Below are 25,727 nucleotides of genomic sequence, written 5' to 3' on the forward strand. Positions count from 1 at the left end.
GAAGGCGCATGGCACGAGTGCTGACGCTGGTGGGGGACGCGGCGGAGGAGCTCGATTCGATGTACCCGTTGTTCCGGCTGCGTGAGGACGACCACGAGGTGGTCGTTGCCGCGCCCACGACACGTCCGGTGCAGCTGGTGGTGCACGACTTCGAACCGGGGTATGACGCCTACACGGAGAAGCCAGGTCGTCGGTTGCCCGTGGACCTGGCGTTCGCGGACGTGCGTCCGGAGGAGTACGAGGCGCTGGTGATTCCGGGTGGCCGGGCACCGGAGTACATCCGCACTGACCCGGACGTGGCCCGCATCGTCGCGTACTTCTTCGCTCACGAACTTCCGGTCGGCACGATCTGCCACGGCCCGCAGATCCCGGCCGCACTGGGACTCCTGCGCGGTCGCACGACCGCCGCGTACCCGCCGCTGAAGGTCGACGTGGAGCTGGCCGGCGCCACCTTCGTCGACGGGCCGGACGTCGTGGACGGCGCGATGGTGTCCTGCCGCGGCTGGCCCGACCTGCCCCGGTGGTCGCGTGCGTTTCTCCAGGTACTGGCGAAGTCGGGTGTTCCGACCGGATGAATGTCCAGAATGGACGGACATGCCAGTACTGGTCGGGAGGTGCTGCGTCGAACGCCGATCAAGGGGAAAGTTGGCTGACATGTGACACCGCCACGACCTTGACCGCGCGAAAGCCGGTTCACTAGTTTGACGGTTCGGAAGACTGAATTCCCTGCTGTCGCGGCAATTCTCGGGCGCGGAGGACTCAATGGCGAGCTCGTCCAGGCGCGACCGCGCCGGGGTTCACCCGCGGACAGGAGTGACCGGATGACGGTCGCGTCGACTCCGCTGCTGTCGGTCAGAGGGTGTGTGAATCGCTTTCCCGGCGTGATGGCGTTGCAGGGCCTGGACTTCGCGGTTCGCGCGGATGAGGCGCACTGTCTGCTCAGGCAGAACGGGGCGGGCGAGTCCGTGCTGACCAAGGTGCTGTCCGGGGCGCTCCGGCCGGACGAAGGTGAGATCCGCTGGCCGGGTGAGACCGTGGAGTCCGGCACTCCGGCCAAACTGTCCACAATGGACTCGCGCCTGCCGCGGCCCGGTCCTTGGCGGGGATGGGACTTCGTCTCCACCGGGCATGGTGACGTGCCGTGGGAGCGCACGTTCCGGATGCTCGGCACCATCGGCTGCGCTGGGCCGATCAGCGTCGACCGGGAGGACGCGGGAACGGACCGGCTCGTCGGGCGTCCGAGGCACTGGAGTTCACTCGCCGCAACGCTGTGGACCCGCGGTCGGCGGCGTTCGGATCGGGCGGCAGAGGGGTCGGCTGATGAGAGGAGACGGTCGTGGCCGAACGAATCGGCTTGTGGTTGAACGGTGCCAGGGGATCGGTGGCGACCACCGCCGTGAGCGGGCTGGTGGCGTTGCGCGCGGGTCTCGTGCCGCCTGTCGGCTGCGTCACCGAGCTGCTGGACGCAAACCTGGCACCGTGGGACGCGTTCGTGGTCGGCGGGCACGACGTCGTGACCACGCCGCTGGCGAAGCGGGTCGAGTCCCTGGTGCGCGACGGCGTGCTGTCGCACGACGTGATGGGATGTATCGCCGGCGGGCTGGATGCCGCGGACGCGGAGATCCGGCCCGGTTACGACCCGGCGGCGCCGTCCCCGAGTCAGGCCGACGCCGCCCGGCGACTGGCCGGGGACATCGCCGACTTCCGCGCCCGGCACGAGCTGGCCCGCGTCGTGGTGGTGAACGTGGCGTCGACCGAGCCACCCGTGCGGGTCGAGCACGACTCGCTCGCCGCGCTGGAGGAAGCGCTCGCCGTGCCGGGAAACGTCGTGCTGCCGCCGAGTTCTCTCGTCGCCTACGCCGCTTTCCAAGCGGGGTGCGCCTTCGTGGACTTCACGCCGTCCACCGGGGTCGCGCTGCCCGCGCTGGACGAGCTGGCGCGGTCGAACGCCCTGCCCTACGCGGGCAGGGACGGCAAGACGGGGGAGACACTGGTCCGGGCAGCGCTCGCACCGATGTTCACGTCGCGAGCGCTGCGCGTGCTGTCCTGGACGGGCACGAACCTGCTCGGCGGGGGTGACGGGGCCACGCTGGAGGACCCGGCGCACGCGGAGAGCAAGCTGGCGTCCAAGACCAGGGGGCTGGCGGCGTTGCTGGGTGAGGACGTGACCGCGCCTTTGCACATCGACCACGTACCCGATTTCGGCGAACGCAAGACGGCGTGGGATCACGTGTCGTTCGAGGGGTTTCTCGGCGCGCGGATGTCGCTGCAACTGACCTGGAACGGCCTGGACTCGTCCCTGGCCGCCCCGCTGGTGCTCGACCTCGCCCGCCTGATGGCCGCCGCCCACGCGGCGGGCCGGACCGGTGTCCAGGGCGCGCTCGCGTTCTTCTTCAAGGACCCGTTGGGCAGCGACGAGCACCGGCTCGCGGAACAGGCCCGAGAACTCCACGAGTGGGCCCGAACCCTGGGCACCCGCTGACAGGTCGATCCACCAGGTTGGACTCCGCTGCGCAACCCTTTCCCTGCGAAGGAGCAGGCGTGAACACCACCACGAAGACAAGGCGAGGCCGCCCTCGATTGATCCTGCCGCTGCTCGCGGCCCTGCTGCCCTTCCTCGCACTGGCCGTGCCGGCGCGGGCTGCGGACGAGTCCATCGCCGTCGACTTCTCCACGGGCGCCGGCGTCCCGAGCCACCGGGCGTCGGGCTGGATCTACGGCATGACCGAGAACGCGTCCGGGCCCGCGGACAGCTTCTACCGCGACGTGAAGTTCCGGTACATGCGCGCGGGCGGTGCCCAGCTCGACAGCCCGGGCGGCTGGGTGTCCGGGAAGTACGACCGCCGGTGGAACTCGACCCGTGCCCAGCTGCTGCGGACCCGCGCACTGGGCGGCGAGTTCGTGTTGCTGCCGCACGACCTGTGGGGCGCCGACGGGTTCGGGATCTCCCGTTTTCCCGGTGACAACGGAAACTGGACCGACTACGACAACTTCCTCACCCGCCTGATCGGCGACGTGCGGGCCACCGGTGTCCCCGTCCAGTGGGACATCTGGAACGAGCCCAACATCACGATCTTCTGGAACCGGCCGCAGTCCCAGTACTTCGAGCTGTGGCGCCGCACGTACCAGCGCATCCGGGCGGAGTTCCCGACCCAGTTGATCGTCGGGCCGAGTTGCGCCTGCACGCCGTCCACCGGCGGCTGGTGGCCGCAGTACCTGGACTTCGTGCGCTCCACCAACACCGTGCCCGACATCATCAGCTGGCACTCGTTGCCCGGCGATCCCGTGTCGAACGTGCAGGTGGCGAACCAGACGCTCGACTCGCGCGGCATTCCGCACCCGCGGCCGTACCAGATCAACGAGTACGGCGCGTCGAACGAGCAGAATCCCGGCGACGGTTCGTGGTACATCTCGAGGCTGGAACGGGCGGGAGCGGACGGCCTGCGCGCCAACTGGGCCAGCGCCGGCAACCTGCACAACGACCTCGGCAACCTGCTCGTGCGCAACTCTGCCGGGCAGCACCAGCCGAAGGGGGAGTGGTGGGTCTACCGCTTCTACGGCTCGCAGACCGGCCAGATCACCACGGTCACGCCGAGCCAGAACTACGACGGGTTCGCGACGAAAGCACCGGGTGAAGCCAAGGTCCTGGTCGGCGGCGGTCGCACGACGGGCAACATCGCGGTCGACCTGCGGCGCCTGGACGCCACCGAGGGCGTTGTGAAGAACAACCAGGTACGCGTGCTCGCCGAGCGCATTCCGCACAACAACGGCGGAGCCGTCTCGGGCCCCGTGACCGCCATCGACACGATCGTGACGCTGAACAACAACGGCACCACCGTGAACCTGCCGCACTCGAACATCGACGAGTCCTTCACCATCACGATCCTGCCGCCTGTGGGCACTCCTGGCGGGGCCTTCCAGTCCACCGCGATCGCCCAGCACTCACAGCACTGCCTGACCAACCCGGGCCGCGGCACGGCCGACGGCACCCGGCAGCAGCAGGTCACGTGCGGCACCGCCGACGAGCAGCGGTGGAACTTCAGCCCGGTGACCGGAGCGGCCGACACCTTCACGGTCACCAACCAGCAGTCGGGCAAGTGCCTGGACGTCAACGGAGTGTCCGCAGCGGATGGTGCCGCGGTCATCCAGTGGAACTGCAACGGCGGAGCCAACCAGCAGTTCACCCTGCGGAAGGTCACCCACGCGGGAAGTGCTCCTTCAGACTTCCAGCTCGTCGCCCGGCACAGCGGCAAGTGCGTCGCGGTCGCCGGCGCCTCCACCGCGTCGGGTGCCCTGCTCGACCAGCGGACCTGCAACCCCGTGAACCAGGGCAGCCCGCTCAACCAGACCTGGCGCCTGCCCGGCCGCCAGACCACCTAGCACCAACTCGGCCCGCACTTCCGGCAACGGGAGGGCGGGCCGACTTCGACCCTCTTCTGGGAGCGCTCCCAGTCGGATCGGCCGACAGACACCTTCAACGGAGAAGGACGATCATGGCCTCGTACCTCCAGTCCTCGGCGCCGCAGCCGGGTCTTCGCGCGTTCCTCGCTCGTCTCGGCCGACGCCGCGACGCTCGCACCGGATCTGCCTCCGACGCACCCGCTCACCCGGACCTGCCCGCCGTGCCACTGATCCGGCCCTCCACCGCGAACCCCGCATCAGCGCGTCAACGAGACCGAAGGTATGACCTGCAATGAGAAACCGACTCACCGCGGTGCTCTCCGCCGCGCTTCTGACCGTGGCCGGCGCCGTGGCCGTCTCGGCCGGCACCGCGCCGCCGGCCGCCGCGCACACCGTCAACCCGGCCGACTTCCAGCAGGTCGAGCTGGCCAAGGGCGTCGCCGAGATGGGCGAGCCCATGTCGATGACCGTGCTGCCGGACCGCTCGGTGCTGCACACGTCCCGCAACGGCACGCTGCGCCGCACCACGGCGGCCGGTGCCACGAGCGTGATCGCGAACATTCCCGTCTACACCCACGACGAGGAGGGGCTGCAGGGCATCGCGGCGGACCCCGGCTTCGCGACCAACCGGCACATCTACCTCTACTACTCGCCACCGTTGTCGACACCTGCCGGTGACGCGCCGTCCAGCGGGACCAACTTCTCCCAGTGGAACGGCGTGAACAGGCTGTCCCGGTTCACCCTGAACGCCGACTTCACGCTCAACACGGCGAGCCAGGTGACCGTGCTGGACGTGCCGACGAGCCGGGGGATCTGCTGCCACGTCGGCGGTGACATCGAGTTCGACGCAGCGGGCAACCTGTACCTGTCCACCGGCGACGACACCAACCCGTTCGACTCCGGTGGCTACACGCCGATCGACGAGCGCTCGGGCCGCAACCCCGCGTACGACGCGCAACGCAGCGCGGGCAACACCAACGACCTGCGCGGCAAGGTGCTGCGGATCAAGGTGAACGCCGACGGGTCCTACTCGATCCCGGCGGGCAACCTGTTCGCGCCGGGAACGGCCCGCACGCGGCCGGAGATCTACGCCATGGGCCTGCGCAACCCGTTCCGGTTCAACGTGGACCCGGCCACCGGCACGATCTACCTCGGTGACTACGGACCTGACGCCGGCTCGACCACCTCCAGCCGCGGACCGGCCGGGCAGGTGGAGTTCAACCGGATCACCTCGGCGGGCAACTACGGGTGGCCGTACTGCACGGGCACGAACACCACCGATGAGACCTATGTGGACTACACCTTCCCGTCCGGACCGTCGGGCAGCCGGTTCAACTGCGCCGCGCCGGTCAACAACTCGCCGAACAACACCGGCCTGACGAACCTGCCCGCCGCGCGCCCGGCGTGGATCAAGTACGACAACTGCTCCTTCGCCGCGTTCGGCTGCGGGTCGGAGTCCCCGATGAGCGCGCCCGTGTACCGCTACGACGCGAACAACCCGTCGACGGTCAAGTTCCCGGCCTCGCTGGACGGGCACGTGTTCGCCACCGAGTTCGGCCGGCGCTGGATCAAGACCATCGACGTCAACCCCGACGGTTCCGCCGGGCAGGTCGGCGACTTCCCCTGGCGCGGCACCCAGGTCATGGACGCGGGCTTCGGCCCGGACGGCGCGCTCTACGTGCTGGACTACGGCACCGGCTGGGGCAACGGTGACGCGAGCTCCGCGCTCTACCGCATCGAGTACATCGGGGCGGCGGGCAACCGCGCGCCGACGGCACGAGCGTCCGCCAACCGCCTGTCCGGCGCCGCGCCGCTGACCGTGGACTTCTCGTCGGCCGGGTCCTCGGACCCGGAGAACGGCGCGCTGACCTACTCGTGGAACTTCGGGGACGGCAGCACGTCCACGGCGGCGAACCCGAGCCACACCTTCACCGCCAACGGCCAGTACACCGTCACGCTCACGGTGAGGGACCCGGCCGGGCTCACCGGCAGCACGAACGTGGTCGTCACCGTCGGCAACACCGCGCCCGTGGTCACTTTGCACACCCCGGTCAACGGAAGCCTGTTCAGCTTCGGCGACAGCGTCCCCTACACGATCACGGTGTCCGACGCCGAGGACGGGACGATCGACTGCGCGCAGGTGAAGCTGTCCTACATCCTCGGCCACGACAGCCACGGCCACCCGATCACCTCGCGCAACGGCTGTTCGGGCACCATCCAGATCCCGGTGGACGGTGAACACGACACGGCGGCGAACATCTACGCCGTCTTCGACGCCGAGTACACCGACAAGGGTGCGAACGGCGTGCCGCCCGCGACCACCCACGCCCAGAACGTTCTCCAGCCCCGGCACCGGCAGGCCGAGCACTACACGACGCAGTCGGGCACCGGCCTGTTCGACAAGACGCCGGCCGAGGGCGGCCGCACCGTCGGCGACATCCACAACGGCGACTGGATCGCGTTCGACAACTACAACCTCACCGGCGCGAACCGGTTCACCGCGCGCGTGTCCTCCGCGGGAGCGGGCGGCACGATCACGGTGCGCAGCGGTTCCCAGACCGGTCCGGCGCTGGCCACGCTGACCGTGCCGGTGACCGGGGGATGGGACACGTTCCGCGAGGTCTCCACCGCGCTGACGAACGTGCCCACGACCACCGGCAGGCTGTACCTGACGTTCGCCGGCAGCGGCACCGGTTACCTGTTCGACGTGGACGCCTTCACGTTCGACACGTCCTCGGGTGGTGGCGGTCGCACCGGCCCGATCACCGGGGCGGCGTCCGGCAAGTGCGCCGACGTCACCGGCGGCACCAGCGCGGACGGCACGCGGATCCAGCTGTACACCTGCAACAGCGGCACGAACCAGCAGTGGACGGTCGACGGGACCACGTTGCGGGCGTTGGGCAAGTGCATGGACGTCGCGAACGGTGGCACCGCCGACGGCGGCGCCGTGCAGCTGGGGACCTGCAACGGCGCCACGAGCCAGAACTGGACCGCCGGAGCCAACGGTTCCGCGGTCAACACGAAGTCCGGCAAGTGCCTCGACGCCAACGGCGCCGGCACCGCCGACGGCACGGCGCTGATCATCTGGAGCTGCCACGGCGGCACGAACCAGCGCTGGACGCTGCCATGACGACTCCGCCGCGTGCTTCGACAGCAAGGAGGACGAGATGACCTACCAGGCTTGGCGACGAGTGCTCGGCGTCGTCGCCGCGACACTCGTCGTGGGCGGGGTCGCTTCCGCACCACAGGCGGCGGCCGCGGACACACCGTACGACGTACTGGTGTTCTCCAAGACCGCGGGTTTCCGGCACGACGCGATCCCCAACGGCATCCAGCTGGTCCGCGACCTGGGCGGTGCCAACAACTTCACGGTGAGCGCGACCGAGGACGCCGCGCAGTTCACGACCGCCAACCTCGCGCAGTACGAGGCCGTGGTGTTCCTCAACACCACGGGGGACGTCCTGAACGCCACTCAGCAGAGCGCTTTCGAGTCCTACGTCCGCGGCGGCGGCGGTTACGTGGGTGTGCACTCGGCGGCCGACACCGAGTACGACTGGCCGTTCTACGGAGAACTGGTGGGCGCGTACTTCGCGTCGCACCCGGCCATCCAGCAGGCGACGATCCGGACGGAGAACCGTGCGCACGCCGCCACCGCGCACCTCTCCCCGGCCTGGGTGCGCACCGACGAGTGGTACAACTACCGCACCAACCCGCGCGCCGGCGCCCGTGTTCTGTCCACTTTGGACGAGACGACGTACTCCGGCGGGTCGATGGGCGCCGACCACCCGATCACGTGGTGCAAGCCCATGGCGAGCGGGCGCTCCTTCTACACCGGCACCGGGCACACGAGGGAGAGCTACTCCGATCCGGCGTTCCGCACGATGATCCTCGGCGGCATCCGGTACGCGGCGAACAGGACGAAGGCCGACTGCCGTGCCGAGACCGGCTACACCACCCTCTACAACGGGTCGACGACCGGGTGGACGCAGGCGGGCCCCGGCGGTTTCACCAACAGCGACGCCACGCTCACCTCGTCCGGCGGCATGGGCATGCTGTGGCACAGCGCCAAGGAGTTCCGGTCCTACTCGCTCAAGCTCGACTGGCGGCTGCCGGGGGACGACAACTCCGGTGTGGTGCTCGGGTTCCCGGCGGGCAGCACCCCGGACTCGGCTCTCGCCAACGGGTACGAGGTCCAGATCGACGCGACGGACACCGCGGACAAGACGACAGGGGCGATCTACGGGGTCAAGGCCCCCGACACCGCCGCCAGGGACGCCGCGCTGAACCCGCCCGGTGAGTGGAACACCTACGAGCTGCTCGTCGAGGGCGAACGCCTCCAGGTGTTCCTGAACGGCGTGAAGATCAACGACTTCACCAACACCGATCCGGCGAGGTCGCTCGCCTCGGGGCACATCGCGCTGCAGAACCACGGGTCCGGTGACGACGTGTCGTTCCGCAACGTCCGGATCAAGGAGCTCGGCGGCACGGTCCCGCGCACCGGGCGGATCACCGGCGGCTCCGGCAAGTGCGCGGACGTCGCCGGCGGCAGCACCGCGGACGGCACGAGGATCCAGCTGTGGACCTGCAACACCAACACGGGTCAGCAGTGGACGGTCAGCGGGAACACGTTGCGCGCCCTCAACAAGTGCATGGGCGTCGCGGGCGGGAGCACGGCCAACGGCGCGCAGGTGCAGCTGATGACGTGCAACGGCAGCGGATCACAGAACTGGACGACCGGGGCGAACGGCTCACTGGTCAACCAGCAGGCGAACAGGTGCCTGGACGCCAACGGCGGCAGTTCGGCGGACGGCACGAACCTGATCATCTGGACTTGTCACGGTGGCACCAACCAGCGCTGGACTCTGCCGTAGTGGCTTCGGGAAGGGACGAGTCATGAGATCCACAAGTGCCGCGGTGGCCGCGGTTCTCGCGGTCAGCGCACTGGTGGCGGTGGACCAGCCGTCGGCTTCGGCCGCCACGATCGACACCACCGCGTGGTACGTCCTCGTCGACCGCAACAGCGGCAAGGCGCTGGACGTCGACGGAATGTCGTCCAACGACGGGGCGCGGATCATCCAGTGGAGCCGCAACGACGGTGCCAACCAGCAGTGGCGGTTCGTGGACTCCGGCGGCGGCTATTACCGGCTGAGGTCGAGGAGCTCCGGCAAGGTCCTCGACGTCTCCGGGGCGTCCACCGCGGACAACGCGGCGGTCGTGCAATGGAGCGAGAACAACGGGACGAACCAGCAGTTCCGCGCGGACGACGCGGACGGCGGCCACGTGCGGCTGATCGCCCGGCACAGCGCCAAGGCGCTGGACGTGCGGGGAGCCTCGAGTGCGGACAACGCCGACATCGTCCAGAACACCGGCAACGGCGGTACGAGCCAGCAGTGGCAAATGGTCAAGCTGCCGGGAGGCGACCCCGGGCCAGGTCCCGGTGGCGGGTGCGGCAAGGCGCCGACGCTGCGCAACGGTACGCACACGATCCAAAGTGGAGGGAAGAGCCGCAGCTTCATCCTGAGGATCCCCGACAACTACGACAACAGCACCCGCTACCGGCTGATCTTCGGTCTGCACTGGCGCGGCGGCACGGCGGGCGATGTGGCGTCGGGTGGAAGCAGCGGTGCCTCCTGGGCGTACTACGGGCAGCAGGAGCAGTCGAGCAACAGCGCGATCCTCGTGTCCCCGCAGGGCCTGGGCAACGGCTGGGGCAATTCCGGAGGTGAGGACGTCACGTTCGTCGACGACATGATCCGGCGCATCGAAGGCGACCTGTGCGTCAACCCGGCGCAGCGTTTCGCCACGGGGTTCAGCTGGGGTGGTGGCATGAGCTACGCCCTCGCCTGCGCGCGGCCGAACGTCTTCCGTGCGGTCGCCGTCATCTCCGGCGGTGAGATCAGCGGGTGCAGCGGCGGGGGTCAGCCCGTCGCCTACTTCGGCATCCACGGCATCAGCGACAACGTGCTGGGAATCGGCTCGGGCCGGTCGTTGCGCGACCGGTTCGTCCGCAACAACGGTTGTGCCGCCCAGAACCCGCGCGAACCAGGGCCGGGCAGCAGGACCCACATCACCACCACCTACTCGTGCCGGGCCGGGTTCCCGGTGCAGTGGGCCGCCTTCGACGGTGGCCACGCGCCCGCGCCAGTGGAGGGGTGCGGTTGTGACGACGGCGCCCGGACTTGGACCAAGGTCGAGATCTGGAGGTTCTTCTCGCAGTTCCAGTGACACCGGCCGGTGCCGGTCACGCCGTGGTCCGGTCGCGGTGTGACCGGACCACGGCGGTGGCTCGTCCGTCCCAGCGACAAACCTTCCAGGAGGTGTGCAATGCAGCCTTCACCTGTCTCTTCGGCAAAGCGTGTGTGGCGTTCGAAACCAGCGGTTCGGCTCCGGGTCACCGCGGCGCTGGTGGTGTTGTCCGCGGCCACCCTGACGTGGTCCACTCCGGCGGCACCCGCCGCAGCGGCCACCACGGGTCCGTGTGACATCTACGCCGCCGGTGGTACGCCCTGTATCGCGGCCCACAGCACGACGCGGGCGCTTTACGGTTCGTACAAAGGAAATCTCTACCAAGTCAGGCGCGCGTCGGACAACACCAGCAAGGACATCGGGCTGCTGGCCGTGGGAGGCAACACCAACGCGGCGACGCAGGACACGTTCTGCGCCGGCACCTCGTGCGTCATCACGGTGGTCTACGACCAGTCCGGCCGCGGGAACGACCTGTGGTACCAGGGATCGAGCGTGGTGCCCGGCTCGCCGCAGAGCCGGCCCGCCAACGCGACCTCCGAGTCGCTGGTGATGGGTGCTGACAGGAGCAAGGCGTACTCGCTCTACATCAACCCCGGCAACAGCTACTGGCGGGACGGCAGCCGGACCGGCGTCCCGACCGGCGCCGCGCCGGAGGGCATGTACATGGTCACCAGCGGCACCCACGTCAACAGCGGCTGCTGCTTCGACTACGGCAACAGCGAGACGACCCGCAAAGCCGACGCGGCCGGTGCGATGGACGCGATCAACTTCAGCACGCAGTGCTGGTTCGGCGGGTGCGCCGGCCGTGGTCCGTGGGTCCAGGCGGATCTCGAATGGGGTCTGTTCCCCGGCGGGAGCCAGCAGTGGAACCCGAATCAGCGGGCTTTCACGGACAAGTTCGTCACGGCGATCCTGAAGAACAACGGGACCACGCGGTTCGCGCTCAAGGGCGGCAACGCCCAGGCGGGCGATCTGACCACGTTGTACGACGGCTCGCTCCCGCCCGGCTACAGCCCGATGAAGAAGCAGGGCGCCATCATCCTGGGCAGCGGTGGTGACTGCTGCAAGCCCGACGGCGGTGCCAACCTCAGCGCGGGCACCTTCTACGAGGGCGCGATGGTCGCGGGCTACCCGTCCGACGCGACCGAGAACGCCGTGCAGGCCAACATCATCGCTGCTGGGTACGGCGGTGGTGGCGGAAGCCAGCCCGTGCCCGGCGGCGCTGTGCGTGCGATGGGCGCGGGCAAGTGCCTGGAGACGCCGAACGGCACCGCGGGCACGCAGACCCGGATCTGGGACTGCTCGGGCAGCGCGGGCCAGAAGTGGGCCCGGTCCGCGTCGGGTCAGCTGACCGTGTTCGACGGCACCGCCCAGCGGTGTCTCGACGCGTACGGCCAAGGGACCACCACGGGCACGAGGGTGGCGATCTGGACGTGCAACGGCCAGCCCAACCAGCAGTGGAACGTCAACGCCAACGGCACGATCACCGGCGCGCAGTCCGGTCTTTGCCTGGACGTGTCCGGCGCATCCACGGCCAACGGTGCGCTCGTCCAGCTGTGGACGTGCAACGGCCAGTCCAACCAGCAGTGGAGCTTGACCTGATCAGCGGTCGTGAGTGCTTTCCGCCGCAGCGGCGGAAAGCACTCACGACCACCCCATCACCGACAAAGGAGTCGTGTGACGCGCACACCAGAGCCGAGGGTCCACGACACCAGCCCGGCCGCGCGCCGGACGGACGGCTTCCGCGTCGCCAACGGTGAATGCGGTGCCGTGCTGTACGGCGAGCCCGCGCTGGAGAAGGTGGCCTTCGAGGCTGGCCGGCCCGCCTACGAGTTGCGGATCTCCAGTCCCGGTATGACCGCCGTCGGCGGCTACGGCCGGATCACCGACTCCCGCACCGGCGAGGTCACCTCGACCTGGACCGACGGGCACGGCACCTGGACCCGCCGGGCCTTCGCCTCCAGAGCCGACCAGGTGATCGCCCACGAGCTGCTGCCGGCGCCCGGCCGGACGGTCAACACCACGCTGAGCGTCGACACCGCCCTCGACGGGCTGCTCGGCGGTGCGCGCTTCACGACCAGAGCCACCGTCAGCAACGGCTCGGGCTACCTCAGCCTGCGGGGCGTCGGCCGGTCGGGTCGCGGTGTCGTCGGCTGCGAGGGCATCACCAGGGTGGTGGCGTTCGGCGGCAGCGTCCTCGCGAGCGGGGCCACCCTCGTCGTCACCGGGTCGGCCAGGTTGCTCCTGCTCACCAAACTCGACCGGTACGAGTCGTCCTCGACCGGCTGGATCTTCCCCGCGCTGCGCACGGCACTGGCCGGGCTCGAGAGCGACTACGCCACCCTGTTCGCGCGGCACACGGCCGCCACAGCGGGCTGACCGGGCCACCGGCATCGAGGCTTCGGGCAACGGCCACACGCAAGCATGGCGTTCAGCCCGGTCCTTTCGTTGCAGTGTGACAATTGTCCGATGGAGAGCACCCATGGCATCGATTCCGGTTCGCCGAGCGCCGTGCTGCGCCTGCTGATGGACGGCAGGCCGCGCACCCGAGCGGAGATCGTGACCACGACCGGCCTCGCCCGCTCCACCGTGCGGGCCAGGCTGGACCTGCTCCTGGCCGCCGGACTGATGACCGGAGGCGGCACGGAGGAGTTCACCGGCGGGCGCCCCGCGAGCCGGTTCGTGTTCAACCCCGGCGCGCAGCTCGTGCTGGCGGCCGAGGTGGGCGCCACCCACGCCACGGTCGCCGTGGCCGACCTCGGGTGCCGGTTGCTCGCCGTCGAACAGGTCGGCCTCGACATCGCGGACGGACCGGAGGTGATCCTCGAGCTCCTGGTCACGACCTGGCGCGAGCTGCTGCGCGGGGTGGACACCGCGGAGATCGCCGGTGTGGGCATCGGCCTGCCGGGACCGGTCGAGCACTCCACCGGCCGGCTGAACAGCCCGCCGATCATGCCGGGCTGGGACGGGTTCGACGTACCGGCGGTGATCGGGGCTGAGTTCGGCGCGCCGGTGCTGGTCGACAACGAGGCCAACCTGATGGCGCTGGGAGAGCACACCGCCTCGCACCCGGACGTGCGGCACATGATCGTGATCAAGGCGGCGACCGGCATCGGCGCGGGTCTGATCAGCAACGGCCTGCTGCACCGCGGTGCGGCGGGTGCGGCAGGGGACCTCGGGCACATCCGCGCGCCCGACGGTGGGGACGCGCTGTGCCGCTGCGGCAACACCGGGTGCCTGGAGGCGGTCGCCGGTGGACCTGCGCTCGCGGCGAAGCTGAGGGGACTGGGACTCCCCGCGCACTCGACGGCCGACGTGGTGCACCTGGTCCGGTCCGGCAACCTCGAGGCCAGCCGCGTCGTGCGGCAGGCGGGCAGGGACATCGGCGAGGTGCTCGCCGGCTGCGTGAGCATGTTCAACCCGTCACTCGTGGTCATCGGCGGGCTGGTGGCGGAGGCGGGGGAGATGCTGCTGGCGGGGGTGCGCGAGTCGATCTACCGCCGCTCCCTGCCGCTGGCCACGGAGAACCTGAGGATCGTCGCGTCGACGGCGGGTGCGACAGCCGGAGTGCTGGGCGCCGCGGCAATGGTCGTGCAGCACGTGCTGTCGCCGGAGGTGCTGGACGCACGGCTCGGCTCAGTCGTCTCCGCGACCTCCGCCGGAGAGGTGTGACGTGCTTTTGGCATGGATAGCCATAATTTAGCTCTTTAGCGCCCTCCTTTTGCATTGACGTCGCCATATGGGTGGGCTTACGTTCAGCTGCATGTGGGACATCGGCGTCAACACATGGGTTTGGACGTCACCGCTCACCGATGACGGGTTGGCCGCGCTCGCGCCGAAGGTTCGCGAGTGGGGGTTCGACGTCATCGAACTGCCGGTGGAGCAGCCGGGCGACTGGGACCCGCGCCGCGCCGCCGACCTGCTGGCCGAGTTGAACCTCAGGGCCACCGTCTGTCTCGTCATGCCGCCGGGCCGTGAGCTGGTCGCGGCAGACACGGTCGCGGAGACCCAGGACTACCTGCGGCGGGTCGTGGACGTCGCGGCGATCGTCGGCAGCCCCGTCGCGGCGGGCCCCGCGTACAGCTCGGTCGGCCGCACCTGGCGCATCGACGACCGGCCGCGGGTGTACCGCGAGCTGCGCGCGAACCTCCGCCCCGTCGTCGAGTACGCGGCGCAGCGCGGTGTCCGCATCGCCGTGGAGCCGCTGAACCGGTACGAGACGAGCCTGCTGAACACCGTGGACCAAGCGCTGGAGGCGTTGGACGGGCTGCCTGCGCAGGGGTGCGGGCTGGCGCTCGACACCTACCACCTCAACATCGAGGAAGCGGAGCCGGTGAAGGCGATTCTCGCCGCCGGCTCGCACATCGCGCACGTCCAGGTGTGCGCGAACGACCGCGGTACGCCGGGTCGCGATCACCAGGACTGGCCCGCGTTGCTGGGCGCCCTGGGCGATGCCGGCTACCGCGGTCCGTTGTGCATCGAGTCGTTCACGCCGGACAACGCCGCCATCGCGACCGCCGCCTCGATCTGGCGGCCGCTGGCCGACTCCCCGGACGCCCTCGCCGTCGAAGGCCTGGCCTTCCTGCACGCTGCCGCCGCCGCTCTCGCCCGTTAGCCGACCGCGTCACCACCCCCGGAGGAGTGGCAATGCAACGCAGACTCAAGCGATTACTGGCGGTGTTGACCGGTGTCCTGGTGGTGATGGGGCTCGTCACGCCGACCACCCCGGCACAGGCCCACGGCCTGCACGTCCTGCTGTTCACCAAGACCGCCGCAGGGGCGTACCGGCACGACTCCATCCCGGCGGGCATCACGATGATGGAGCAGTTGGCCGCCCAACGCGGCTGGGAGATGACCAAGACCGAGGACGCGTCGGTCTTCAACGACACCACCCTCGCCACGTTCAACGTGGTCGTGATGCTGCAGACGTCGGGCATGGTGTGGGACACCGCCGCGCAGCGCACCGCCATGCAGAACTACGTGCGCAGGGGCGGGGGCGTGGTGGCGATCCACAACGCCACGGACATGAACGTCGAGCAGCAGTTCCCGTGGTGGGACCAGATGCTCGGCATGACCATGACCCAGCACTCGTCGATCGTGTCCGGCACCGCCAAGGTCGCGGACCGCAAACACCCGTCCGGGGCCGGTCTTCCCGACCGGTGGACGCGGACCGAGGAGTGGTACAACTTCAACCGCTCCGCGCGCGGTGACGTGCACGTGCTGGTCACGGCGGACGAGTCGACCTACGACGCGGGCCCGTCCAAGATGGGCTTCGACCACCCGATCTCGTGGTGCCGCAACTTCGAGGGCGGCCGGGTGTGGGCCACCGGCATGGGCCACAACGCCTCGAGCTACTCGGAACCCCTGTTCCGCCAGCACATCACCGGTGGTGTGGAGACCGCGGGCGGCATCGTGGGCGCGGACTGCGGTCCCACCGCGTGGAGCAGCTTCCAGAAGGTGCAGCTCGACAACTCCGTCATCGCGCCGAGCACGCTCGACGTCGCTCCCGACGGCCGGGTGTTCGTCAGCGAGTACAACGGCAACCTGAAGATCTACAAGCCGGACACCAGGACGACTGTCGTCGCGGGCACGCTCAGCGTCTACGGCCAGGGGCAGAACTCGGAGGACGGCCTGGTCGGCATGGCGCTCGACCCGGCGTTCGCCACCAACAGGTGGGTCTACCTGAACTACTCCCCGTCGGGGAGCCAGGAGATAGCCAGGATCTCCCGCTTCACCATGAACGGCGACAGGCTGGACATGGGCAGCGAGAAGATCCTGCTCACCCTGCCAGCGTCACGGAGAGAGGAGCCGGGGCACACCGGTGGCCAGCTGAACTTCGGCCCGAACGGCAACCTCTACATCAGCGTCGGCGACGACACCAACCCCAACGGTGACTCGGGCGGCTACGCGCCGATCGACGAACGTTCCGGCCGCTCGCTGTACGACGCGCAGGGCACCGCGGCCAACACCAACGACCTGCGGGGCAAGATCCTGCGCATCCACCCCGAGGCCGACGGCACCTACACCGTGCCCGCGGGCAACATGTTCGCGCCCGGCACGGCGAAGACGCGGCCCGAGATCTACGCGATGGGCTTCCGCAACGTGTTCCGGTTCAGCGTGCACCCGACCACCGGCGTGATCTACGCGGCCGACTACGGCCCGGACGCGGGCGGCGACAACGCGAACCGCGGTCCCGCGGGCTTGGTGGAGTGGAACGTGATCAAGTCGCCGGGCAACTACGGCTGGCCGTACTGCGTGGCGAACAACCTGGCCTACAACGACTGGAACTTCGCCAACAACACGTCCGGCCCGAAGTTCAACTGCGCCTCTCCGGTGAACAGCTCACCCAACAACACCGGTCTGACGACTCTGCCCGCGTCGCGGGCGGCGGACGTCTGGTACGGCAACGGCTCGAACGGCAACGCGTTCCCGGAGATGGGCCCGAGCAGCGGCGGGGAGGCGCCGATGGCGTTCCCCGCCTACCAGTACAACGCGAACAACCCGTCGCCGACGAAGTTCCCCGCCTACTTCGACCAGACGCCGTTCTTCGGCGAGTGGTCCCGCAACCGGATGTGGGAGTTCCGGCTGGACTCGTCCGGGAACCTGTTGAAAATCAACAACTTCCTGAACAACATGTCGTTCGCCTCCCCGATGGACGCGAAGTTCGGTCCTGACGGGTCGATGTACCTGCTGACCTGGGGTACGGGCTGGGACGACAACAGGCCGCTGCCCGGCTCCGGGTTGTGGCGCATCGACTACACGACCACGGGCGAACGTCTTCCGGTGGCGCAGGCCACCGCCACTCCGCCGACCGGTCCCGCGCCGCTGACGGTGCGCTTCTCCAGCGCCGGCTCCAGCGATCCCGGTGGTCTCCCGCTGACCTACCGGTGGACGTTCGGCGACGGCGGCACGTCCACGGAGCCGAACCCCACGCACACCTACACCGCCAGCGGCCGGTTCAACGCCCAGCTCACCGTCACCAACTCGGCGGGCAAGATCGGCAGCACGAACGTGACGGTGAGCGTGGGCAACACGGAGCCGGTCGTGCGGTTCACCGGTCCGGTGGACGGTGGAATGATCAACTTCGGTGACCCGGTCCCGTACACGTTGTCCGTGACCGACCAGGAGGACGGCACGATCGACTGCGGCAGGGTGGCCGTCCAGTCGAACATGGGCCACGACACGCACAAGCATCCGATCGGCTCGCCGATGACCGGCTGTTCCGGGACGCTCCAGACCACGGTCGACTCCGGGCACCAGGGGCTCAACGTGCACGTCATCGGCTCGGCTGAGTACACCGACAACGGCGCGAACGGGGTGCCGCCCCTGACCGGCAGTGCTCAGGTCGTGCTGCAGCCCAAGCAGAAGCAGGCCGAGTTCTACAACGGTTCGTCCGGCGTGAACATCGTGTCGCAGGCCGGCGCCGAGTCGGGTGCCAGGGTCGGTGACATCAGCAACAACGACTGGATCTCGTTCAAGCCGGTCAACTTCACCGGCATCAACCAGGTGTCGTTCCGGGTGTCCGCGCCGTCGGGCGGCGGGGGCACGATCGAGCTGCGCGCGGGTTCGCCGACCGGCACGCTCATCGCGTCGTCGCCGGTCAGCAGCACCGGTGGCTCGGACACCTACGCCAGCACGCCCGCGGTGAACGTGACCGCGCCTGCCGGCACCGTCGAGCTGTTCGCGGTGTTCAAGACGTCGTCGTCGACCAGCTTCGACCTCGACTCGATCACCTACGTCGGACCGGGCGCCGGCCAGCCCGGTGGTGGCACCGCGAAGGAGATCGTCGGCGCCAGTGGCAAGTGCGTCGACGTCAACGGAGCCAGCTCGACCGACGGTGCGAAGGTGCAGCTCTGGTCCTGTAACAGCGGCACCAACCAGAAGTGGACGCAGAACGGCACCACGCTGCGGTCTCTCGACAAGTGCATGGAGGTCAGCGGCAGCAGCCAGACCGACGGCGCGATCGTCCGGTTGTGGTCGTGCAACGGCTCGTCCGGGCAGAACTGGACCGCGCAGGCCGACGGCTCGATTCGCAACGGCTCGAAGTGCCTGGACGCCAACGGTGCCGGCACGGCGGACGGTACCCAGCTCATCATCTGGTCCTGCCACGGCGGGACCAACCAGAGGTGGACCTTCCGGTAGTCGAGGAGCCGGTCAGCGGTCCTTCGAGGCCGCTGACCGGATTCCCCGCGCCGACGTCGAGGAGGAACGTTGAGCAGGACCGTTCGGTCGCGCGCGACCAAGACCGCCGCCTGGGCCACGCCGCCGTCCAGGCCGACAGGGCGGGTGTGGGCCGGTTTCCTCACCGCTTTCCTGCTCGGCCTGGCGGTCGCCTTCCTGATCACCTCGGGGACCGGGCCGGACGCGACCCAGCGGCGGATCGCAGAACTGGAAAGGGAGGACGCCGCACGCGACGCCGCGCAACTCGGACCGCTGACCGACCAGGCCAAGGACACCAGGGACCGTCTGGCGCCGGTGCTCGCGGCCATGGCGCAGGCGGCTCCGGTCGACGGGGCGGCCCCTCAGGCCCCGCTCACCGCGGACGTCGTGAACGGGTGGAAGGACGTCCTCTCGGCGGCGGAGAAGTCGTACGAGCAGGCGCCTTCGGCCGGCAACGGGATCAACGTGGCGCGCGCCGGTCTGCGCACGGCCGTGCAACAGCTCGCCGCGGCGGTCAGGGGGTTCGAGACGTCACTCGGCGTGGCCGAGCCGGTCAGGAGCACCCTCGTGACGCTGGCGGGCGAGCAGCGCACGCTGGCGCTGCGCACGTGGTCGGTGGCCGCCGTCCAGCTCGACGTGATCAACATCGACGCGGGGAGGGGACACGTGCACGTCCAGCTCTCCACCGGCGGCGACACGGGCGCGATCGCTCCTGACGGTGCGCCGGAGGGACGGTGATGGTGGGTCACGTGGTGGTGCCGACGTCCGGCCCCGTCCGCCTCCTGGTCGACGCGCGCACGCTGATCGAGCCCGTGCACCGCGCCGCCGTCGACGAGCTGGGCCCGGCGCTGCGTCGCGTCGCCGGCTACCACATCGGGTGGTGGGATGCGGACGGCAGACCTTCACCGCCGGGCGGCAAGGCGCTGCGTCCCGCTCTCACCCTCGCCTGTGCCCGCGCGTTCGCCCACGGGCCTCCGGCGCCGGACGTGATCGCGGCCGCGACAGCGGTGGAGCTGATCCACGACTTCTCGCTCCTGCACGACGACGTCATGGACGGCGACGAAACGCGGCGGCACCGTCCCTCGGGCTGGGCGGCGTTCGGGACCACGGCGGCGATCCTCACCGGGGACGTCCTGGTGGGGCTCGCGCTGCGCCTGGTGCCGCCGTCCTTGACCGGTGTGCTCGCCGACGTACTGGTCGATCTGTGCGAAGGGCAGTCGGCCGACGTGGCGGCCGAGACCGCGGCGTCGGCCGACGTCGAGCAGTGCCTCACCACCGCGGCGAGGAAGACCGGTGCCCTGCTGGGGGCGGCCTGCCGCCTCGGTGCTCTCGCGGCCGGAGCCGACCCCGCCGCCGCTGACCACTGCCGGTGGTTCGGGGTACACCTCGGCGTCGCCTTCCAGCTGGTCGATGACATCCTCGGCATCTGGGGGGACCCGGCGAGGACCGGCAAGCCGGCCCACTCCGACATCAGGGCCCGACGGAGAACCCTGCCCGTCGTGGCGGCACTCGCCTCGGACACGCCGGCGGGGCGCCGGCTCGGACGGATCTACCTCTCCGACCGCGGCGCGGACGAACCCGCCCAGCGCATCGCCGAGCTCGCCGCGGAAGCGGGCGGCCGGGCGTGGGCCGAAGCCGAGGCGGACCGCCGCGTGCGGCTGGCGTTCGGTTGCCTGGACCGGGCGGACCCGCGTCCGGCCGCAGCCCTGGATCTGCGCGGTCTGGCCCGGCTGGTCACGAGCAGGGACCGCTGAATCGGGATGAAGGGCCCTTCATGACCTCACGCGCATGAAGGCCGGTCATCCGGTGTTGCCGCAGCCGCAAGGGCGTCGTCGCTGCCGGTGCCGGGGAACGAGTGCGCGTGCTCGCCCAGAGCCATCAGGTTGACCTCGTCGTCCACCAGCGCCGGCACGTCGAACTCGCCGCGGGTTCAGCCTGCTTCGGACCGCGGCACGGGTCAGGCCTGTCTCGCTCGCCAGTTCGGCACGTGTACGCGGCACGGTGTCGAGCAGCAGCCGCAGCGGCTGCCTGGAGAAGCCGCACGAGCCCGAGGTACGTCCGGCACGCGCCCGGTGAGGCAAGGAACTCCGAGTAATAGTGATGCTCATCCGTAAGACGGGACCCCTTTGGCGGAGGAGCCTCAACTTTTGATTGACACTCGCCATTAGTCGGCCCTACGTTCGCATCATGGCTGTGACCCACGTAACACAGGGGGTGGAGCACCCCGTGGCCGTCGTGCGACTGGAGGGCATCGAGAAGAGCTTCTTCGGCGTACGGGTGCTGCGCGGCGTCGATCTCTCGTTGCGCGCGGGAGAGGTGCATGCGCTGGTGGGGGAGAACGGCGCGGGCAAGTCGACGCTGCTGAAGGTGCTGGCCGGCGTCCACCGGCCGGACTCGGGCCGGATCGTGGTGCGGGACGAGGAGGTCTCGTTCGCCGCGCCGCGCGACGCGCAGGCGGCGGGCATCGCGATCATCCACCAGGAGTTCACCCTGCTCGAGCACCGCACGGTGGCCGAGAACGTCTTCCTGGGCCGGGAACCGGTGCGGCGCGGTCAGGTGGACCGGCGCGCGCTGGAGACGGAGACCCGGCGGCTGCTCGACTGGCTGGGCGAGGACGGCATCGAGCCCGGCACCGAGGTGGCCCGGTTGTCCGTGGCCCGCAAGCAGGTGGTGGAGATCGTCAAGGCGCTGTCGGCGGACGCCAGGGTCCTCGCGATGGACGAGCCCACCGCGGCGTTGGCGGACAACGAGGTCGAGCTGCTGTACGGCTTGGTGCGCAGGCTTCGGGATCGTGGTATCGCGATCCTCTACGTGTCGCACCGGATGCGTGAAGTGTTCGACCTCAGCTCACGGATCACGGTGTTGAAGGACGGTGCGTTGGTCACCTCTGCGCCGACCGCCGATCTGGACGCCGATCAGGTCGTGCGGCACATGGTCGGTCGTCCGCTGGAGGCGCTGTACCCCGAACGTGCGAGCCACCCCGGTGCGGTGCGGATCGCGTTGCGGGGAGCGGGAAACGAGCGGGTGCGGAACCTGACGTTCGACGTGCGGGCGGGGGAGATCGTGGGCCTCGCGGGGTTGCAGGGCTCTGGTCGTTCCGCGATCGCGCGGGCGATCTGGGGCGTCGAGCCGTTCACCACCGGCACCGTGGAGCTCGACGGCGTGCCGACCCGCGTCACCGGTCCGCGCACAGCCGTTCGCAAGGGCATCGGGTACGTCACCGAGGACCGCAAGGGCGAGGGCCTCGCGCTGCGTCAGTCGGTGCGGGACAACACCTTGCTGGTCCGCCGTGCGGCGTGCCGCGGTGCGGTGGCCCGCCAGACCGCGGATCTGACGCGACTGCTCGGCGAGGTGGGTGTCATCGCGCGCGGGCCGCATCAGGAAGTGCGCTACCTCTCCGGCGGCAACCAGCAGAAAGTGGTGCTGGGCAAATGGCTTGCCGTCCGTCCGCGCGTGCTGATCGTGGACGAGCCGACCCGCGGCGTCGACGTGGGCGCGAAACAGACCCTGTACCGGTTGCTGCGCGACCTGGCGGACGACGGAATGGCGATCCTCATGGTCTCCTCGGAGTTGCCGGAGCTGATCGGCATGAGCGACCGGATCCTCGTCATGCACGAAGGCGCTCTGGCAGGTGTTCTGCCCGCCGGTGCTGACGAGGAAGCCGTGATGGGACTGGCCACCGGGCACGGGGCAGTGGCGTGAGCGCCGTGAGCGAGCGGGTCCGTCGGCGCGGCGAGGCGCTGGTGCGGACGAGGACGTTCGTGATCACCCCGGTCCTGGTCGTGTATCTCGCGCTGGCCGTGCTGCTGGTGGCCGGCAGTGTGCTGGTGGGTGTGCAGGGAGGTGTGCTTCTCGACCACGGAGGCATTCTCAACATCCTGACGCGCGGCACGGTGCTCGGACTGGTCGCGATCGGGCAGACCCTGGTGATCGTCACCGGTTCTCTCGACCTGTCGGTGGCCTACCTGATCGGCCTGTGCTCCCTGGTGGCCTCCGAGACGATGGCCGGAAGCCCAGGGATGATCGTGCCGGGTGTGCTGGCGGCGCTGGGGGTCGCGGCGGTGGTCGGGCTGGTCAACGGACTGGTCATCACCGTGCTGAAGGCCAACGCGTTCATCGCCACGCTGGGCGTCGCGCTGGTGCTGCGCGGCTACCTGGAGCACAACTACACCGGTCCGGCGGGCAGCGTGCCGCGCGCGTTCCAGCACATCGGCTACGACCGGATCGGGCCGGTTCCGGTGGCGGCGCTGCTGATGTTGCTGCTCGCGGCGGCGGCGTGGTGGTACCTGCGGCGCACCCGCACCGGGTACCACATGTACGCGGTCGGCGGGGATGTCGACGTGGCCCGGCTGTCCGGCGTGCGCACCGGGCGGACGATCGTCACCGCGCACGTGCTGTGCGCGGTCATGGCCGGCCTCGCCGGGGTGTTCCTGGCCGGCCGGCTGGGTTCGGGCGCTCCGTACGTCGGTGCCGACGCCGGGTACGACCTGGAGTCGATCGCCGCCGTCGTGCTCGGCGGCACGGCCCTCGCGGGTGGACGCGGTGGTGTGGCCGGCACCATCGGTGGTGTGCTGATCCTGTCCACATTGGACACGATCTTCGACGACCTCGGGCTGGAGTCCTTCTTCAAGGACGTCGTGCGCGGCGTCGTGCTCATCGCGGCGGTGGCGCTGTACGCCCGCAGCAGGACCGCCGGACGGTCGGCATGAGGGCGCGGCCACGCCTGGCCGACGGCACCGGGCCAGTGCTGGTCGTGCTGCTGGTGCTGTTGGTGGCACTGGCGTTCGCCGGTCCCGCGTATGCCGAGCCCAGCGGCTATCTCGCGCTGCTCAAACGTGCGGCGCCACTCGTGGTGCTGGCCGTCGGGCAGTACTTCGTGATCGCGTCCGGTGGTTTCGACCTCTCCGTCGGCTCGCTGGTCACGGCCGAGGTGGTCGTCGCCGCCCGGCTGGTCGACGGTGACGACGCGAACACCTGGTGGGTGATCGCGTCGCTGCTGGGCTGCGGAATCCTCGTCGGTCTGGTCAACGGGCTGATCACGACGACACTGCTGGTGCCGTCGTTCATCGTGACCCTGGGGATGCTGCTCGTGCTCGACGGCGCGGTGTTCCTGTGGTCGGGCGGAGCACCGCGCGGCGCCCTGTCCCCGTCGTTTCGCGTCCTCGGCCGGGGCAGTGCCGACGTTCCGGTCCTCGGCCAGGTGCCGTGGTCGGTGATCGTGCTGCTGGTGGTGGTCGTCGCGGCGGCGTGGTTCATGCGCAGCGGCACCGGACGCATGCTGCTCGCGGTGGGGGACAACGAGAACGTGGTCCGGCTCGCGGGCGGCCGAGTGGATCGGCTGCGCCTGCTCGCGTTCGTGCTGTCGGCGCTGCTCGCGTCGGTCGCCGCGATCCTGCTCGCCGGGTTCGCGGGGGTGTCGGCGCAGGTCGGTGACGGCCTGGAGTTCCGAGCGATCACCGCGGTGGTGCTCGGCGGTGTCCTGCTCGGCGGTGGCCGCGGTTCGGTGGTCGCCGCGGCCGCGGGCGCGCTGTCGCTCGAAGCGCTCTTCTCCCTGTTGAACCTGCTGGGTGTCTCGGGCGCGCTCGAGTCCGCCGTGCAGGGTGTGATCATCATCGCGGCCGTGGCCTATGCCGCTCACGGAGCCGGTCTTCGGCGGATGCTGCGCCGGCCCGTTCCCCACCCCGCCTGAACCCTGCCCGTACCCCCGTCGACGAAGCCGAGGAGCAAGCTCATGAACAGGAAATGGTCCGCCGCGGCCTTGGCGGGCGCTCTCACGCTGGCCGGCTGTTCCAGCGACCTTCCCTCCGCCCCGGCCCCGGGCGGCACCTCGGAGTCCGCCAAGACGAAGTCGGAGTTCTTCGACCAGACCGAGTTCGAGCGCCAGCGGCGGTTCCGCATCGCGAAGGCGGTCGGGCTGGACTCGCAGGACGGTGCCGCGAAGCCCTGGGAGCAGGCGCTAGAACCGCAACTGGTCGACACGGCCAAGTACGCCAAGCCGGGCGGCGGCTACCACCTCTGCTTCTCCAACGCCTCGGTGGACAACCCGTGGCGGCAGGTGGGGTTCAAGACCATGAAGGAGGAGGTGAAGCTGCACCCGGAGATCACCAACTTCACCGTGCTGGACGCGGAGGCCAAGGACGACAAGCAGATCAGCGACATCCAGTCGCTGGCGTCGCGGGGGTGCAGCGCGCTGATCGTCTCGCCGAACACGACCGCCACGCTCACCCCGGCCGTGGAGGCCGCCTGCGCGACGGGCGTGCCCGTGATCGTCTTCGACCGCGGCGTCAAGACCGGCTGCCCGGTGACGTTCATCCACCCGATCGGCGGGTTCGCGTTCGGCGCGGACGGGGCCGAGTTCCTCAAGGACGAGGTGAAGCCGGGTGGCAAGGTCCTCGCGTTGCGCATCCTGCCCGGGGTCGACGTCCTGGAACAGCGCTGGGCGGCGGCGAACGAGATCTTCTCCGGCAGCCAGGTGAAGGTCGTGGGGGTCGAGTTCACCAACGGCGACGCGGCCAAGACCAAGAGCATCGTCAACGAGTACATCCAGCGCGAAGGCAAGATCGACGGTGTCTGGATGGACGCGGGCGCCACGGCGGTCGCGGCCGTGGAGGCGTTTCAGGACGCCGGCGCGGCGATCCCGCCGTTCGTCGGTGAGGACCAGCAGGACTTCCTGCGGATGTGGGCCGACGAGAAGATGACCGCGGTCGCCCCGACCTATCCGACCTACCAGTGGCGCACCCCGATCATCGCCGCCCTGCGCGTCCTCGGCGGCAAGCAGGTGCCGCGGGAGTGGGTGCTGCCGCAGCCGAAGGTCACCCAGGACACCCTCGAGGACTTCATCAAACAGGACATGCCGCCGCTGCACTACGCCATGTGCGGCTGCGAGGCCATGCCCGGCTACCCGGCGCCCTGGAAGTAGC

19 protein-coding genes are annotated in these 25,727 nt (G+C 69.8%); 18 read left to right on the forward strand and 1 reads right to left on the reverse strand.

Annotation, left to right across the window (positions count from 1 at the left end):
- Nucleotides 1–8: 8 nt before the first annotated feature.
- The 14 genes from DFR72_RS10930 (at nucleotide 9) to DFR72_RS11000 (ending at nucleotide 20,561) form a co-directional block, all read left to right on the forward strand.
- A complete protein-coding gene (locus tag DFR72_RS10930; RefSeq protein WP_090062887.1) occupies nucleotides 9–575 on the forward strand; it encodes a DJ-1/PfpI family protein in 567 nt (188 codons plus the stop codon).
- Nucleotides 576–821: 246 nt separating this feature from the next.
- A complete protein-coding gene (locus DFR72_RS47850; protein WP_425459880.1) occupies nucleotides 822–1,364 on the forward strand; it encodes an ATP-binding cassette domain-containing protein in 543 nt (180 codons plus the stop codon).
- Entirely contained in the window at nucleotides 1,337–2,482 is a 1,146-nt protein-coding gene (locus DFR72_RS10945) for an inositol-3-phosphate synthase (protein ID WP_245982784.1), read from the forward strand. The genes DFR72_RS47850 and DFR72_RS10945 overlap by 28 nt, the downstream gene beginning before the upstream one ends.
- Nucleotides 2,483–2,541: 59 nt before the next feature.
- A complete protein-coding gene (locus DFR72_RS10950; RefSeq protein ID WP_090062885.1) occupies nucleotides 2,542–4,380 on the forward strand; it encodes an RICIN domain-containing protein in 1,839 nt (612 codons plus the stop codon).
- A 313-nt stretch (nucleotides 4,381–4,693) separates the two neighbouring features.
- Nucleotides 4,694–7,531, forward strand: coding sequence for a PQQ-dependent sugar dehydrogenase (locus DFR72_RS10955; protein ID WP_090062883.1), 2,838 nt, complete (start codon nucleotides 4,694–4,696; stop codon nucleotides 7,529–7,531).
- Between the two features lie 37 nt (nucleotides 7,532–7,568).
- Nucleotides 7,569–9,272, forward strand: coding sequence for a ThuA domain-containing protein (locus tag DFR72_RS10960; RefSeq protein ID WP_090062882.1), 1,704 nt, complete (start codon nucleotides 7,569–7,571; stop codon nucleotides 9,270–9,272).
- A gap of 22 nt (nucleotides 9,273–9,294) precedes the next feature.
- Nucleotides 9,295–10,626 carry an RICIN domain-containing protein gene (locus tag DFR72_RS47690; RefSeq protein ID WP_090062881.1) on the forward strand — a complete coding sequence of 444 codons (1,332 nt, stop codon included), beginning with the start codon at nucleotides 9,295–9,297 and terminating at the stop codon, nucleotides 10,624–10,626.
- 180 nt (nucleotides 10,627–10,806) lie between these two features.
- Nucleotides 10,807–12,249 (forward strand): arabinofuranosidase catalytic domain-containing protein, encoded by a 1,443-nt coding sequence (locus DFR72_RS10970; protein WP_245982785.1) that lies wholly within the window; start codon nucleotides 10,807–10,809, stop codon nucleotides 12,247–12,249.
- Nucleotides 12,250–12,324: 75 nt separating this feature from the next.
- The gene (locus tag DFR72_RS10975) at nucleotides 12,325–13,026 is read left to right on the forward strand and encodes a glycoside hydrolase N-terminal domain-containing protein (RefSeq protein WP_245982786.1); all 702 of its coding nucleotides are present in this window, start codon (nucleotides 12,325–12,327) and stop codon (nucleotides 13,024–13,026) included.
- A 90-nt stretch (nucleotides 13,027–13,116) separates the two neighbouring features.
- Entirely contained in the window at nucleotides 13,117–14,319 is a 1,203-nt protein-coding gene (locus tag DFR72_RS10980; protein ID WP_090062876.1) for an ROK family protein, read from the forward strand.
- Between the two features lie 91 nt (nucleotides 14,320–14,410).
- Nucleotides 14,411–15,262, forward strand: coding sequence for a sugar phosphate isomerase/epimerase family protein (locus DFR72_RS10985; RefSeq protein WP_090062875.1), 852 nt, complete (start codon nucleotides 14,411–14,413; stop codon nucleotides 15,260–15,262).
- Nucleotides 15,263–15,294: 32 nt separating this feature from the next.
- Nucleotides 15,295–18,789, forward strand: a complete 3,495-nt coding sequence (locus DFR72_RS10990; RefSeq protein WP_090062873.1) for a ThuA domain-containing protein — start codon at nucleotides 15,295–15,297, stop codon at nucleotides 18,787–18,789.
- 69 nt (nucleotides 18,790–18,858) lie between these two features.
- Nucleotides 18,859–19,545 carry a hypothetical protein gene (locus DFR72_RS10995; RefSeq protein WP_143086579.1) on the forward strand — a complete coding sequence of 229 codons (687 nt, stop codon included), beginning with the start codon at nucleotides 18,859–18,861 and terminating at the stop codon, nucleotides 19,543–19,545.
- Between the two features lie 2 nt (nucleotides 19,546–19,547).
- Complete coding sequence (locus DFR72_RS11000; RefSeq protein ID WP_245982787.1) at nucleotides 19,548–20,561, forward strand: polyprenyl synthetase family protein; 1,014 nt, start codon at nucleotides 19,548–19,550, stop codon at nucleotides 20,559–20,561.
- A gap of 26 nt (nucleotides 20,562–20,587) precedes the next feature.
- Here the strand turns inward: DFR72_RS11000 and DFR72_RS47455 are convergent, their stop codons facing one another.
- Complete coding sequence (locus DFR72_RS47455) at nucleotides 20,588–20,719, reverse strand: hypothetical protein (RefSeq protein ID WP_256237363.1); 132 nt, start codon at nucleotides 20,717–20,719, stop codon at nucleotides 20,588–20,590.
- A 275-nt stretch (nucleotides 20,720–20,994) separates the two neighbouring features.
- On the opposite strand from DFR72_RS47455, the gene DFR72_RS11005 reads away from it, so the two are divergent.
- The 4 genes from DFR72_RS11005 to DFR72_RS11020 are packed head-to-tail and all read left to right on the forward strand — an operon-like array spanning nucleotide 20,995 to nucleotide 25,726.
- The gene (locus tag DFR72_RS11005) at nucleotides 20,995–22,509 is read left to right on the forward strand and encodes a sugar ABC transporter ATP-binding protein (RefSeq protein WP_090062869.1); all 1,515 of its coding nucleotides are present in this window, start codon (nucleotides 20,995–20,997) and stop codon (nucleotides 22,507–22,509) included.
- 38 nt (nucleotides 22,510–22,547) lie between these two features.
- The gene (locus tag DFR72_RS11010) at nucleotides 22,548–23,516 is read left to right on the forward strand and encodes an ABC transporter permease (RefSeq protein ID WP_342768647.1); all 969 of its coding nucleotides are present in this window, start codon (nucleotides 22,548–22,550) and stop codon (nucleotides 23,514–23,516) included.
- A complete protein-coding gene (locus DFR72_RS11015; RefSeq protein ID WP_090062867.1) occupies nucleotides 23,513–24,496 on the forward strand; it encodes an ABC transporter permease in 984 nt (327 codons plus the stop codon). Before DFR72_RS11010 ends, DFR72_RS11015 begins: the two co-directional genes overlap by 4 nt.
- Before the next feature lie 42 nt (nucleotides 24,497–24,538).
- Nucleotides 24,539–25,726: a substrate-binding domain-containing protein gene (locus DFR72_RS11020; RefSeq protein WP_090062865.1), complete on the forward strand. Its 1,188-nt coding sequence runs from the start codon at nucleotides 24,539–24,541 to the stop codon at nucleotides 25,724–25,726.
- The last annotated feature ends 1 nt before the right edge of the window (nucleotide 25,727 follow it).

This window comes from Lentzea flaviverrucosa (genome assembly GCF_003350445.1).
Lineage (GTDB): Bacteria > Actinomycetota > Actinomycetes > Mycobacteriales > Pseudonocardiaceae > Lentzea > Lentzea californiensis.

Excerpts from the sequence above, each read along its gene's own strand:
- DFR72_RS10930 (WP_090062887.1), top strand. The coding sequence starts at position 9 with ATGGCACGAGTGCTGACGCTGGTGGGGGACGCGGCGGAGGAGCTCGAT.
- DFR72_RS10960 (WP_090062882.1), top strand. The coding sequence starts at position 7,569 with ATGACCTACCAGGCTTGGCGACGAGTGCTCGGCGTCGTCGCCGCGACA.
- DFR72_RS11020 (WP_090062865.1), top strand. The coding sequence starts at position 24,539 with ATGAACAGGAAATGGTCCGCCGCGGCCTTGGCGGGCGCTCTCACGCTG.
- DFR72_RS47690 (WP_090062881.1), top strand. The coding sequence starts at position 9,295 with ATGAGATCCACAAGTGCCGCGGTGGCCGCGGTTCTCGCGGTCAGCGCA.
- DFR72_RS10980 (WP_090062876.1), top strand. The coding sequence starts at position 13,117 with ATGGAGAGCACCCATGGCATCGATTCCGGTTCGCCGAGCGCCGTGCTG.
- DFR72_RS10985 (WP_090062875.1), top strand. The coding sequence starts at position 14,411 with ATGTGGGACATCGGCGTCAACACATGGGTTTGGACGTCACCGCTCACC.
- DFR72_RS10955 (WP_090062883.1), top strand. The coding sequence starts at position 4,694 with ATGAGAAACCGACTCACCGCGGTGCTCTCCGCCGCGCTTCTGACCGTG.
- DFR72_RS47850 (WP_425459880.1), top strand. The coding sequence starts at position 822 with ATGACGGTCGCGTCGACTCCGCTGCTGTCGGTCAGAGGGTGTGTGAAT.
- DFR72_RS11005 (WP_090062869.1), top strand. The coding sequence starts at position 20,995 with ATGGCTGTGACCCACGTAACACAGGGGGTGGAGCACCCCGTGGCCGTC.
- DFR72_RS10990 (WP_090062873.1), top strand. The coding sequence starts at position 15,295 with ATGCAACGCAGACTCAAGCGATTACTGGCGGTGTTGACCGGTGTCCTG.
- DFR72_RS11015 (WP_090062867.1), top strand. The coding sequence starts at position 23,513 with ATGAGGGCGCGGCCACGCCTGGCCGACGGCACCGGGCCAGTGCTGGTC.